Raw genomic sequence first — 11,866 nt, 5'->3', positions numbered from 1 at the left:
AAGTCCTGGAATGGCGTCCAACCCCCCAGGAGGCACGGCCCTTCGGCCGGTTCGGTGTCGCGGATCAGACCGCGATGGCGACCTCCGCGAGGCCACCGTGCTGCGCCACGACCTGACGGTCGGCGGTGCCGCCGGGGACCAGGGCACGGACGGTCCAGGTGCCCTCGGCCGCGTAGAAACGGAACTGGCCGGTGGCGGAGGTCGGGACCTCGGCCGTGAACTCACCGGTCGAGTCCAGGAGGCGGACGTAACCGGTGACGGGCTGGCCGTCCTTGGTCACGAAGCCCTGGATGGTGGTCTCACCGGGCTTGATCGTCGAGGCGTCGGGGCCGCCGGGCTGCGCTCCACACATGTCGTTCTGTCCTTACGGTCGAGGGGTCCGGAGGAGGGAGGATCCGGGGAATTACTTGTTGGCGCCGAGCTCGATCGGCACGCCGACGAGGGAGCCGTACTCGGTCCACGAGCCGTCGTAGTTCTTGACGTTCGAGACCTCGAGCAGCTCGTGCAGGACGAACCACGTGAGCGCGGAGCGCTCACCGATGCGGCAGTAGGCGATGGTGTCCTTCGCCAGGTCGACCTGCTCGTCCTCGTAGAGGGCCTTGAGCTCGTCGTCCGACTTGAACGTGCCGTCGTCGTTGGCGTTCTTCGACCACGGGATGTTGCGGGCGCTCGGCACGTGGCCGGGGCGCTGCGACTGCTCCTGCGGGAGGTGCGCCGGGGCGAGCAGCTTGCCGGAGAACTCGTCGGGCGAGCGGACGTCGACCAGGTTCTGGGCGCCGATCGCGGCCACGACGTCGTCGCGGAAGGCGCGGATCGAGGAGTCCTGGGCCTTGGCCTTGTACTCGGTGGCCGGGCGGGCCGGGATCTCGGAGCCGTCGACCAGGTCGCGGGAGTCGAGCTCCCACTTCTTGCGGCCGCCGTCGAGGAGCTTCACGTCCTGGTGGCCGTAGAGCTTGAAGTACCAGTAGGCGTAGGAGGCGAACCAGTTGTTGTTGCCGCCGTAGAGGACGACCGTGGTGTCGTTCCCGATGCCCTTCGCCGACAGGAGCTTCTCGAAGCCCTCCTGGTCGATGAAGTCGCGGCGGACCGGGTCCTGCAGGTCCTGGGTCCAGTCGATCCGGATGGCGTTGCGGATGTGGTTCTTCTCGTAGGCCGAGGTGTCCTCGTCGACCTCGACAAGGGCGACCTGCGGGTTGTCGAGGTTGGCCTCGACCCAGTCCGCGTCGACCAGGACGTCGCTGCGAGCCATGCTGTTCTCCTCCGGGGCAGTGTGCGGCGGTGTGGTGCGGGTGTGGTGCGGTACGCCTCGTCGCGGGAGGCTCGTCGACTACTCGTCGGACAAGAAGGACGTGCGGAACGGACGTGCGTACGGCTACACGGGGCGGCCCTGACCTCGGTGGGAGGGCCTGAGGAATACGGGAGTGGTGAGTCCCGCTCAGACGGTGCGACAGAGCATGGCGGCGACGCGGCACAGGTCCACTGCCCGCCGCTTCGTGAGATCCGCCTGTCGCTTCATGCCCACGATCGTAGGGACGGACAGGCGGCCGTGTCACCGGTGTGTCGTATTTTGAGACGCGATCGTCCGAGATGCGAGACGCGATCACCGTACGAGCGGGCTTCGAGTGCCTCCGCACCGGGGCGTCGACCAGCGTTTCTACGGAGCGGACAGCGGCGTCTCAGCATGTGACCAACGGGTACGCATCGAGGGGCATCCGGGTGCCGTGAGGGTGTCGCACGCGGGCGGGTCGCCGGTCGAACCGGGGGTCGTGCCTCTGAGGTCGTGCCTCTGAGGTCGTGCCTCTGAGGTCGCGGGGCTGGGGTCGTGCGTCCGGCGTCGCGCCGGGGCCGGTCAGCCCGCCAGGACGACGTCCGTGCCGGTCACGGAGACGGCCAGACCGTCCGGCCTCGGCTCGACCTTCTCCACCTTCATCCCGGCGATCACGCCGAGCGGGCGCTCGAAGTCGGTGCGCTCGCGGACCAGCTCCTCGATGCCCGGGATGCCCTCGCCGGGCACCTCGTCGGCACGGACCCGGATCGTGTCGCCGTTCACCACGGTCACCGTCGAGAGGACCGTACGGGTCAGGGTGCGGCCCATGACCGTCACTCCACCGGTCACCTTCACCTTGCCGTTCCCGCCGTAGGCGACGGTGGCCTCCCGGTCGGAGGCGGCGGTGAGGTCCGCGTACGAGATGAGGGCCGCCCCGCTCGCGGAACCCGCCTTCGCGCCCGACCAGTCACCGGTCACGGTCACGTCCCGCAGGGCCACGGTCAGCTCGCCGACCCGGACGAGCTTGCTGCCCGCCGTCGCCTTCACGCCGGTCGCCTTCACGTCGACCTCGTCGAAGTGCTTGTCCGCGACCTGTGTCAGGAACGGGAAGCCCTTGATGTCGACCTCGATGGCATCGCTGTCCACGGAGGCGAGCTTCACCCGACCCGCCGCCTCGTCCTCGGCGTACGACACGGCCAGCCGGTCGATCCCCACGAGGGCCCCGCCCAGCACGACGGCCACGATCAACAGAATCCGCAGTGCTCGCATGGCGGTGTGTCCCCCCGATGGATGGATAAGTTCCGGCCCCCCGACACGAAGATCGACGTGTCGGGGGGCCGGTTGGTTCCCGTGCCCGTCCCGGATCAGGGTCCGGTCAGGGCCGCGTCAGGGTCAGGCCAGGGCCCGGCCCAGCAGGTAGACCGCCGGCGCGGCGGCCGTCAGCGGCAGCGCGACCCCGGCCGTCATGTGCACGAAGCGGGACGGATAGTCGTAGCTCGCCACCCGCAGGCCGACGAGCGCGCAGACCCCGGCGCCGAGGCCGAGCAGCGCCCCGGAGGAGCCCAGATCGGTGAGGCCACCGGCCGCGATCCCCGCACCCGCCGCGGCGAGCAGCGCGGCGATCAGGGAGACGGGGCCGGGCAGCGGAAGCACCCGGGCGAGGACGGCGGCGGCGACCCCGACCCCGCCGACGACGACCGCGTCGGGCTCGGCGCCGAGGTGTCCGGTGGCAACGACGGTGAGCGCCGCCGAGGCGATCGTGGCCATCAGGCCGTACATGCGCTCGTCCGGGTCGGCGTGGCTCCGCAGCTGGAGGACCAGGCAGAGCAGCACCCAGACACCGAGGGTGCCGAGGATCGCGGCGGCCGCGTTCTCCCGGCCGGTGGCGAGCAGGGCGGCGTCGGCGGCGAGGCCGCCCGCGAAGGCGAGGGCGATGCCCTGCCGGGCGGGCCACATGCCGTTGAGCCGGAACCAGCCGGCGGCGGTGAGGCCCTGGAGCAGCACGAGCGGGACGAGGAGCCCGTACGTGCCGAGGGCGGCGCCACCGGCGAGCAGCAGTCCGAGGACCGCGGTCAGCGCGGCGGGCTGCATCCCGGGCTCGATCACGGGCGAGCGGCCTTCGGCGCGGGCGCGCTGGGCGTCGGTGATCCGGGTGTTGCCGGAGGTGGTGGGCGAGGAGTACGAAGGCCCCGCCTCGGCCACCGGGCCGGGGGCGGTCTCCACAGGGGCCGCGGAGGCATGGGCCGGGATCGGCGCCTGACCCTGACCATGGGCCTGGGCCTGACCCTGGGCCTGCTGCGGCTCGGCGTAGTACGCGGCGGGGGTCCCGTAAGACTCGTAGGAGGCCGCGGGGGGCTGGGCGGCCTGGTCCGGCGCGTACGGCGCGTACGGCTGCTGCTGGTCCGGCGCGTACTGCTGCCGGTACGCCTCCTGCTGCGCGGCCCGCGCCCGCTCGGCCTGGACCTGCTCGTACGAGACGGTCGGCTGGTACGAGGTGTCCCAGGTCTGGCCCTCCCACGTCTGCGTGACGTCGGGGCCCTGGTTGGCCTGACCCTGGTTCGCCGGGCCCTGGTTCGGGTTCTGCCCGTTCCCGTTCCCGTTCGCGTACGGGTCGTACTGCTGACCGCCGTAGTACTGGTCATTGCTCATGCTCTGGGGTTCACCCTCCTGCGAACGGGGGGAGCACCTCGACCGTGCCGCCCTCGGCAAGCCGTACCGTCTCATGGCTCCGGGTCCCGACGGGGTCACCGTCGACCAGGAACGAGCACCGCTTGAGGACCTGGACGAGCTCGCCCGGGTGCTTCGCGCGGGCCGCGTCGAGGGCCTCCGCGAGGTGCTCGGCGGTGTACGGCTCCTCCGCGACACCGGCGGCGGCCTTGGCCGCGGCCCAGTAGCGGATGGTTCCCGCTGCCATAGCGGCGCTCCCTTCGTTCGTGTGCGCGCCGCCCCCCATGATGGGCTATCCGCGTGTGAGCCAGTCCCCCAGCCGGGCGAGCAGCTCCTCGTCCGCCGCGTTCTCGGCGTGGCCCATCCCCCGCTCCAGCCACAGTGCGGCGTCGCCCGCCCCGGCCAGCATCCGCGGGTGGTCGAGCGGGAAGTACGCGTCCCGGTCTCCGTGCACGATCAGGAGCGGGGTCGGTGCGATCAGCGGCACCGCCTCCACGGGAGACAGCGGCACGGGGTCCCAGGCCCGGCTGTCGATCCGGGTGCGGAGCCCGTACCGGCCGACGAGGCGCCCCGTCGGCCGGGTGACCATCCAGTGGACGCGGCGCATCGGCGCCGTTCCCCGGTAGTACCAGCGGGCGGGCGCGGAGACGGCGGCCACCGCGTCGGCGCGTCCGTCCGTGTCCCGGTCGAGGGCGGCGTGGCGCAGGACCACGGAGCCGCCCATCGAGAAGCCGACCGTCGCCACGCGCGCGTGGCCGAGCTCACGGGCCCAGCGGACGGCGGCGGCCAGGTCGAGGACCTCCCGGTCGCCGACGGTGGAGCGGCCCCCGGAGCCGCCGTGGCCGCGGAAGGAGAAGGTCACGACCGCCGCGCCGCGGTCCGCGAAGACACGGGCGGCGCGCCGGACGGCGGGCCGGTCCGCCGCCCCGGTGAAGCCGTGGGCCACGACGACCGCCGTCCCGGTGACCGCCGTATCGGTGACACTTGCCCTGGACGGTTCGTAAACCGCCTCGATACGGACATCGTCATCCGTACGCAACATTGCCCGCCGGGAGCCGGAAGTGATCAGAGAGACATCCACCATATGAAATCCGACCTCTCCCTCTGAACTCATGTGGGCTATTCTCCTGTGCAGAGGATCCGGGCGACGCAGCCCCCGGGTCCTTTTGCGTTTTCCGACCGTTGTTACGGACGGATGAACAAAAGCTCTCCGGGCGCGGGAGCCGGCAGTGATCCGTACGAAGCAGTGCCCGTACGAACAGTGTCTGTACGAAGCAGTGCACGTCCTCGCAGGGACCGAGGAGGAACCGACGTTATGAGCGAGCGACCGAAGCACGACCGACCGACGGCAGGTTTGGCAGGTGGTGCGCGATGAGCGCCTTGCTGCTCCTGACCAACGCTCTCCAGCCTTCCACCGAGGTGCTGCCCGCCCTCGGCCTGCTGCTCCACAACGTCCGGGTCGCCCCGGCCGAGGGCCCCGCCCTCGTGGACACCCCCGGCGCGGACGTGATCCTCGTCGACGGGCGGCGGGACCTCCCGCAGGTGCGTTCGCTCTGCCAGCTACTGCGCTCCACGGGGCCCGGCTGTCCGCTGATCCTCGTCGTCACCGAGGGCGGCCTCGCGGCCGTCACCGCCGACTGGGGCATCGACGACGTCCTCCTCGACACCGCGGGACCGGCCGAGGTCGAGGCGCGGCTGCGCCTCGCCATGGGCCGCCAGCAGATCGTCGCGGACGACTCCCCCATGGAGATCCGCAACGGCGACCTGTCGGTCGACGAGGCGACGTACAGCGCGAAGCTCAAGGGCCGGGTCCTGGACCTGACCTTCAAGGAGTTCGAGCTCCTCAAGTACCTGGCCCAGCACCCGGGCCGCGTCTTCACGCGCGCGCAGCTCCTGCAGGAGGTGTGGGGGTACGACTACTTCGGCGGCACCCGAACGGTCGATGTCCACGTACGGCGTCTGCGGGCCAAGCTCGGCCCCGAGCACGAGTCGCTCATCGGGACCGTCCGTAACGTCGGCTACCGCTTCGTCACCCCCGAGAAGGTGGAGCGGGCGGCGGAGGAGGCCCGGGCGAAGGAGGAGGCCCGGGTCAAGGCCGAGGGCGCCCGCGTCAAGGACACCACGGCGGATGTCACCCCCCTGGAGGACAGGAACGTGGCGGACGCCACAGTGCGACCTGCCGGTAGGTAGGTCACCCCGCGTAGACTGCCGCGCGTGGCCAAGGTGACGCGGGATGACGTAGCTCGACTGGCAGGTACTTCGACCGCGGTCGTGAGCTACGTCATCAACAACGGACCCAGGCCGGTCGCCCCGGCCACGCGCGAGCGTGTCCTCGCCGCGATCAAGGAACTGGGCTACCGGCCCGACCGGGTCGCCCAGGCGATGGCGTCCCGGCGCACGGACCTCATAGGCATGATCGTCCCGGACGCGCGGCAGCCGTTCTTCGCGGAGATGGCGCACGCGGTCGAGCAGGCCGCCGCCGAGCGCGGAAAGATGGTCCTCGTCGGCAACTCCGACTACCGCGACGAGCGCGAGGTCCACTACCTGCGGGCCTTCCTCGGCATGCGGGTCTCCGGACTGATCCTGGTCAGCCAGGGCATGAGCGAGCGGGCCGCGAGCGAGATCGAGGCCTGGGACGCGCGCGTGGTGCTGCTGCACGAGCGGCCCGAGGCCCTCGACGACGTGGCCGTCGTCACCGACGACATCGGCGGCGCCCAGCTCGCCACCCGGCACCTCCTGGAGCACGGCCACGAGTACGTGGCCTGCATGGGTGGCATCCCGAACACCCCGGCCGTCGGCGACCCCGTCGCCGACCACGAGGAGGGCTGGCGGCGGGCCATGCTGGAGGCGGGCCGCTCGATCGAGGGCCGGCTCTTCCAGGCCCCGTACAACCGCTACGACGCCTACCAGGTCGCCCTCAAGCTGCTCGCCGGGCCGGACAGGCCGCCGGCCATCTTCTGCTCCACCGACGACCAGGCGTTCGGTGTCCTGCGGGCGGCGCGCGAGCTGCGCATCGAGGTGCCCTCCGAGCTGGCGGTCGCGGGCTTCGACGACGTGAAGGAGGCGGCGCTCACCGACCCGCCGCTGACCACGATCTCCTCGGACCGGCCGGCGATGGCACGCGCGGCCGTGGACCTGGTCCTGGACGACTCGCTCCGGGTGGCGGGCTCGCGCCGCGAGCGCGTGAAGCTCTTCCCGTCGGCCCTGGTCGTCCGCCGCTCCTGCGGTTGCGACGGCGGCTGAGCGCTTCACCGCCCAGAGCCCTCTCCCAGGCGCCCTCCCCCGAGAGCCCTCCCCCGGGAGGGCTCTTTATATCGGGCATACAGGCTTCTGTCGGGCTTCTCAGCCGGTCCTCAGACGACTCTCATGTACGGCTCCGAGAGTCATAGCCATGACGGACTTCCAGGAGCAGCAGCCGCAGCAGCCCTACTACCCGCCGCAGCCGCCGAGGCCGCCGTACGCCCCGGCCCCGCAGCCGGCCGGCGCCGAGCAGACCGCCCAGCAGCCGACCGCGGGCGAGCCGTACGCCACCCCGCAGCCCCACGCGACGCAGCCGCTCTCCACCCAGCCGATCGTCACCGAGCCCGGCACCACCATCTGGCCGTCCGGCGGGCACGTACCGCCGCCGGTGGGCCCGCCGGCCCCGCCCGTCACCGCGACGGGCGCCCCGGCCGCCGCTCCCGCCGGAGGCCCCGGCTCCCGTCGCCGCGCCAAGCGCGGGGTCGGCCTCATGGCGGCCGTGGCCATCGCGGCCGCGGCCATCGGCGGCGGTACGGCGACGCTCGTCCAGCAGCTCGGCTCGGACACCCCCGTCGCCGCCTCCTCGGCCGTGAGCGGCACCAACGTCTCCGCGAGCAGCGCGGGCACGGTCGCCGGCGTCGCCGAGGCCGTCTCCCCCTCCATCGTCGAGATCTCCGCGAACTCGAACGCCGGCAAGTCCACCGGCTCGGGCGTGATCATCACCTCCGACGGCGAGATCGTCACCAACAACCACGTGATCTCCGGCGCGTCCGAGATCACCGTGCAGCTCAGCAACGGCAAGTCCTACGCGGCCGAGGTCGTCGGTACCGACCCCGACAAGGACCTCGCCCTCATCAAGCTCCAGGGTGCCTCCGGCCTCAAGGCCGCCACCCTCGGCGACTCGTCCAAGGTGCAGGTCGGCGACCAGGTCGTCGCGATCGGCTCCCCCGAGGGCCTGACCGGGACCGTCACCAGCGGCATCGTCTCCGCACTCGACCGGGACGTGACCGTCGCGAAGGACGAGGACAGCGGCCAGGACCAGCGGCAGGGGCAGCAGTACGACCCGCGGCAGGGCTGGCCGTTCGAGTTCGGCGGACAGCAGTTCAACGGCGACACCGGCTCGTCGAAGACCACGTACAAGGCGCTGCAGACCGATGCGTCGCTCAATCCGGGGAATTCCGGCGGCGCGTTGATCAATATGAACGGCGAGATCATCGGAATCAATTCGGCCATGTATTCGCCCAGTTCTTCGAGTGGCTCGACGGCCGGAAGCGTGGGCCTCGGATTCGCGATCCCGGTCGACACCGTGAAGGCCGACCTGGACAGCCTGCGCGCGGGCGGCGACAACTGACCGGCGAACGGGCGACATGCGACGCTGAGCCCATGACCGCCCAGCGACACGAACCCGAGCGCATCCTCATCGTCGACGACGAGCCCGCCGTACGGGAGGCCCTGCGCCGCAGCCTCGCCTTCGAGGGGTACGGGACGCAGGACGCCGTGGACGGACTCGACGCGCTCGCCCGGATGGAGTCGTACGCCCCCGATCTCGTCGTCCTCGACGTCCAGATGCCCCGCATGGACGGGCTCACGGCGGCCCGCCGGATCAGGGCCTCCGGCTCGACCGTGCCGATCCTGATGCTCACCGCGCGCGACACGGTCGGCGACCGGGTCACCGGGCTCGACGCGGGCGCCGACGACTACCTCGTGAAGCCGTTCGAGCTGGACGAGCTGTTCGCCCGGATCAGGGCGCTGCTGCGGCGCAGCTCGTACGCCTCCGCCATGGCCTCCGGCCCGGCCGACGCCGACGTGCTGTCCTTCGAGGACCTGCGGATGGACCTCGCCACGCGCGAGGTGACGCGGGGCGGGCGGACGGTGGAGCTGACGCGGACGGAGTTCACGCTCCTGGAGATGTTCCTGGCGCACCCGCGGCAGGTGCTGACCCGGGAGCAGATCCTCAAGGCCGTATGGGGCTTCGACTTCGAACCGAGCTCGAACTCACTGGACGTGTACGTGATGTACCTGCGACGCAAGACGGAGGCCGGCGGCGAGCCGCGCCTCGTGCACACGGTGCGGGGCGTGGGATACGCGCTGCGCGGAGGAGGCGGGGAGTGAGCGGTTCCCGGACGGGCCGCGGGGGTCTGAGAAGCCCCCTCGCGTGGTTCCGCTCCCGTCCCCTCCGCTCGCGGCTCGCCCTCCTCACGGCGGTCGCCGTGGCGGTGGCCGTGGGCGCGGTCTCGCTCGCGTGCTGGTTCGTGACCCGGGCGCAGCTGGAGAACGAACTGGACTCCTCGCTGCGCAACACCAGGCTCGAAAGGAGCGGCGTGCAGGGCCTGCTCACCCTCTGCCGGCAGGGCGCCACACCGCCGCCGGTGACCGTCTCGCACACGGTGCAGGTGATCCTCGCCGACGGCACCGTGTGCACCGCCGGCAAGGCCGCGATCCCGGCCGGGGCCGGGGACCTCGCGGTGGCTCGGGGGCAGCTGGAGTTCGCCCTGCACACGGTGAAGGACGAGGCCGGGCGGGAGATGCGGGTCTACACCTACCAGGACAACGGCCCGATCGGGCTGCTCGCGGTCTCCGTCGCCCGCCCCCTCGACGAGATCGACAACTCGATGTCCACCCTGCGCTGGGTGCTGCTCCTGGTCTCCGGGATCGGCGTCGTCGGCGCGGGCGCGGCGGGCCTGTGGGTGGCGCGGACCGGTCTGGAGCCGGTGAACCGGCTGACCGGGGCGGTCGAGCACGTGGCCGCGACCGAGGACCTGACCGTGCGGATCCCGGTCGAGGGCGAGGACGAGATCGCCCGTCTGTCGCGCTCGTTCAACGCGATGACGGCGGCGCTGGCGACGTCCAGGGACCGGCAGGCGCAGCTGATCGCGGACGCCGGACACGAACTGCGGACGCCGCTGACCTCCCTCCGTACGAACGTCGAGCTCCTCGCGCGCAGCGAGGAGACGGGCCGGGCGATCCCGCCGGACGACCGGCGGGCCCTGATGGCCTCGGTGAAGGCGCAGATGACGGAACTGGCGGCGCTGATCGGCGACCTCCAGGAACTGGCCCGCCCGGACGCGGCGCAGCCGGGCCCCCTCGAAGTGGTCCCGCTCCACACGATCCTGCGGGCGGCCCTGGACCGGGCGCGGCTGCGGGGCCCCGAGCTGACCTTCGTGACGGACCTGGCGCCCTGGTACGTACGGGCGGAACCGGCCTCTCTGGAACGGGCCCTGGTGAACGTCCTCGACAACGCGGTGAAGTTCTCGCCGCCCCGGGGCACGGTCGAGGTGACCCTGATGCGCGGCGAACTGAAGGTCCGCGACCAGGGTCCCGGCATCGCCCCGGACGAGCTCCCGCACGTCTTCGACCGCTTCTGGCGCTCGCCGTCGGCCCGCAGCCTCCCGGGCTCCGGCCTCGGCCTCTCGATCGTGGCCCGCACCGTCCACCACGCGGGCGGCACGGTCGCTCTGACCCCGGCGGAGAGCGGCGGCGGCACGGTGGCGACGGTCCGACTGCCAGGGGCACCCACCCCGCCGCCGGAGCGGTGACCGGGGAAAACCCCGAGGCGGTCGACGGGGGCTCGGGCGAAGGGTCGGCCGCCGGCTCGTCCGTACGGGATTCACCCTGGTCATGACGACCGGCCGCTCGGCCTCGCCCGACCCGGCGGTCCTGAGGACCCTCATCGACGAACTGGCTCCCTGGCTGGCGGCCGAATACACCGCCGTGCACGGCGAGAAGGCCCCGCGGCGGGGGGCCCAGCCGCCTGCCGCGGGTCGCTAGTTGTGTCGGAGCAGTGCCTCGACCAGTCCCGAACGGGTGTTGGGGAAGTCCATGGGGACGATCCCGAGGCCCTTCGCGCCGGACGCGCCCGCCGAGTCGAGGTAGCCGTGCACGCGCGGGTTGAGGCGGTCGGAGTTCCAGCGGGGCGGGAGGTAGGCGGAGGTGCTGACGAAGTTCACGTACAGCCGGCCGGGCTGGGCCACGGCCTCGCGGAAGTGGGCCTCGATCTTGGCGTACTTGGGGTCGGGGAGGGCGTTCCAGTCGTCCTGGATGGCGAGGGAGCCGTCCCCCCACCTCAGGCCGCCCGGCAGTCCGCCGTTGTCGGCGATCAGCACGACCCGGCCGCGGGCCTCGCCGAGCAGGGGCACCCCGTCGCCGATCCGGAAGAGGGAGCGCCAGCCGCGCGCGTCGAGGTAGTCGTCGAAGACCGCGCGGAAGGTGGCGTCGGAGTCCTCCGAGTACTCCTGCTTGACCCGCATGAGGATCGTCTCGGAGGGGTGCGCGGCGAGGAAGGCCCGGCAGGCGACGAGGACGTCCCCGAACATCATGTTCTGGTAGGAGGCGCCGTGGTGGATGGCGAAGGACCCGCCGGTCACCCGGCAGCGGATGTCCAGGAACCGGATGCCGCTGTCCAGCTGCTGGGCGATGGTGGTGTTCTGGCACTCCGACCAGGGCCCGCCGAAGCGCGCGCCGGAGTCGTGCGTGCCGGGGATGGTGAGCCGCTGGAGGGGCGTCCCGTCCCCGTGTCCACCCATCCACGCGCGCGTGTCCACGGCCGAGGCGGTGGGGGCTCCCGCGAGGAGGAGTGCCCCGGCACCCATGGCTCCCACGGCTCCTGCGAGAAAGCGTCGTCGCTCCATGGGCCGCACTATGACAGGTCCACAACAACACCCGCCAGAGTGCGTCGGACCCGGAAGGAGCGCT

At 71.9% G+C, this 11,866-nt stretch carries 13 protein-coding genes and 1 pseudogene; 6 read left to right on the top strand and 8 right to left on the bottom strand.

Annotated elements, in window-relative coordinates:
• Positions 1-64: 64 nt before the first annotated feature.
• From OG514_RS14470 to OG514_RS14445, 7 genes are all read right to left on the bottom strand, one after another.
• A complete protein-coding gene (locus OG514_RS14470; protein ID WP_015035121.1) occupies positions 65-352 on the bottom strand; it encodes a DUF1416 domain-containing protein in 288 nt (95 codons plus the stop codon).
• A 51-nt stretch (positions 353-403) separates the two neighbouring features.
• Positions 404-1,249, bottom strand: coding sequence for a sulfurtransferase (locus tag OG514_RS14465; protein ID WP_266894598.1), 846 nt, complete (start codon positions 1,247-1,249; stop codon positions 404-406).
• A gap of 186 nt (positions 1,250-1,435) precedes the next feature.
• The gene (locus OG514_RS39455) at positions 1,436-1,516 is read right to left on the bottom strand and encodes a putative leader peptide (protein WP_350203226.1); all 81 of its coding nucleotides are present in this window, start codon (positions 1,514-1,516) and stop codon (positions 1,436-1,438) included.
• Positions 1,517-1,849: 333 nt separating this feature from the next.
• Entirely contained in the window at positions 1,850-2,536 is a 687-nt protein-coding gene (locus tag OG514_RS14460; protein ID WP_266894596.1) for a DUF2993 domain-containing protein, read from the bottom strand.
• A 123-nt stretch (positions 2,537-2,659) separates the two neighbouring features.
• Positions 2,660-3,916 (bottom strand): hypothetical protein, encoded by a 1,257-nt coding sequence (locus tag OG514_RS14455; RefSeq protein WP_266894594.1) that lies wholly within the window; start codon positions 3,914-3,916, stop codon positions 2,660-2,662.
• A gap of 10 nt (positions 3,917-3,926) precedes the next feature.
• Positions 3,927-4,181: a MoaD/ThiS family protein gene (locus OG514_RS14450; RefSeq protein WP_030323286.1), complete on the bottom strand. Its 255-nt coding sequence runs from the start codon at positions 4,179-4,181 to the stop codon at positions 3,927-3,929.
• Between the two features lie 45 nt (positions 4,182-4,226).
• Positions 4,227-4,976 carry a S9 family peptidase gene (locus OG514_RS14445; RefSeq protein ID WP_266894591.1) on the bottom strand — a complete coding sequence of 250 codons (750 nt, stop codon included), beginning with the start codon at positions 4,974-4,976 and terminating at the stop codon, positions 4,227-4,229.
• A 329-nt stretch (positions 4,977-5,305) separates the two neighbouring features.
• Between OG514_RS14445 and OG514_RS14440 the strand changes: the two genes are divergently transcribed.
• The 6 genes and pseudogenes from OG514_RS14440 to OG514_RS14415 all read left to right on the top strand — a co-directional run.
• Entirely contained in the window at positions 5,306-6,124 is an 819-nt protein-coding gene (locus tag OG514_RS14440; protein ID WP_266894589.1) for a response regulator transcription factor, read from the top strand.
• A gap of 24 nt (positions 6,125-6,148) precedes the next feature.
• Complete coding sequence (locus OG514_RS14435) at positions 6,149-7,177, top strand: LacI family DNA-binding transcriptional regulator (RefSeq protein ID WP_266894587.1); 1,029 nt, start codon at positions 6,149-6,151, stop codon at positions 7,175-7,177.
• Between the two features lie 148 nt (positions 7,178-7,325).
• Positions 7,326-8,525 (top strand): S1C family serine protease, encoded by a 1,200-nt coding sequence (locus OG514_RS14430; protein WP_266894585.1) that lies wholly within the window; start codon positions 7,326-7,328, stop codon positions 8,523-8,525.
• Positions 8,526-8,557: 32 nt separating this feature from the next.
• Entirely contained in the window at positions 8,558-9,286 is a 729-nt protein-coding gene (locus OG514_RS14425; RefSeq protein WP_266894583.1) for a response regulator transcription factor, read from the top strand.
• On the top strand, positions 9,283-10,710 hold the full coding sequence (locus tag OG514_RS14420) for a cell wall metabolism sensor histidine kinase WalK (RefSeq protein ID WP_266894581.1): 1,428 nt from the start codon (positions 9,283-9,285) through the stop codon (positions 10,708-10,710). The genes OG514_RS14425 and OG514_RS14420 overlap by 4 nt, the downstream gene beginning before the upstream one ends.
• 22 nt (positions 10,711-10,732) lie before the next feature.
• Positions 10,733-10,942: pseudogene (locus OG514_RS14415) on the top strand (nucleotidyltransferase); the annotation flags it as partial.
• Here the strand turns inward: OG514_RS14415 and OG514_RS14410 are convergent.
• Positions 10,939-11,802: a phosphatidylinositol-specific phospholipase C gene (locus OG514_RS14410; protein ID WP_266894579.1), complete on the bottom strand. Its 864-nt coding sequence runs from the start codon at positions 11,800-11,802 to the stop codon at positions 10,939-10,941. The pseudogene OG514_RS14415 and the gene OG514_RS14410 overlap by 4 nt on opposite strands.
• Positions 11,803-11,866 lie beyond the last annotated feature (64 nt).

Source organism: Streptomyces sp. NBC_00572, assembly GCF_026341815.1.
GTDB lineage: Bacteria > Actinomycetota > Actinomycetes > Streptomycetales > Streptomycetaceae > Streptomyces.
The sequence above is the reverse complement of the archived record's forward strand: the minus strand, read 5'-3'. Positions and strand labels throughout refer to the sequence as shown.

Coding starts and splice junctions, on each gene's coding strand:
- OG514_RS14460 (WP_266894596.1), bottom strand. CDS start 2,536: ATGCGAGCACTGCGGATTCTGTTGATCGTGGCCGTCGTGCTGGGCGGG.
- OG514_RS14425 (WP_266894583.1), top strand. CDS start 8,558: ATGACCGCCCAGCGACACGAACCCGAGCGCATCCTCATCGTCGACGAC.
- OG514_RS14410 (WP_266894579.1), bottom strand. CDS start 11,802: ATGGAGCGACGACGCTTTCTCGCAGGAGCCGTGGGAGCCATGGGTGCC.
- OG514_RS14445 (WP_266894591.1), bottom strand. CDS start 4,976: ATGTTGCGTACGGATGACGATGTCCGTATCGAGGCGGTTTACGAACCG.
- OG514_RS14430 (WP_266894585.1), top strand. CDS start 7,326: ATGACGGACTTCCAGGAGCAGCAGCCGCAGCAGCCCTACTACCCGCCG.
- OG514_RS39455 (WP_350203226.1), bottom strand. CDS start 1,516: ATGAAGCGACAGGCGGATCTCACGAAGCGGCGGGCAGTGGACCTGTGC.
- OG514_RS14440 (WP_266894589.1), top strand. CDS start 5,306: ATGAGCGCCTTGCTGCTCCTGACCAACGCTCTCCAGCCTTCCACCGAG.
- OG514_RS14465 (WP_266894598.1), bottom strand. CDS start 1,249: ATGGCTCGCAGCGACGTCCTGGTCGACGCGGACTGGGTCGAGGCCAAC.
- OG514_RS14470 (WP_015035121.1), bottom strand. CDS start 352: ATGTGTGGAGCGCAGCCCGGCGGCCCCGACGCCTCGACGATCAAGCCC.
- OG514_RS14450 (WP_030323286.1), bottom strand. CDS start 4,181: ATGGCAGCGGGAACCATCCGCTACTGGGCCGCGGCCAAGGCCGCCGCC.
- OG514_RS14455 (WP_266894594.1), bottom strand. CDS start 3,916: ATGAGCAATGACCAGTACTACGGCGGTCAGCAGTACGACCCGTACGCG.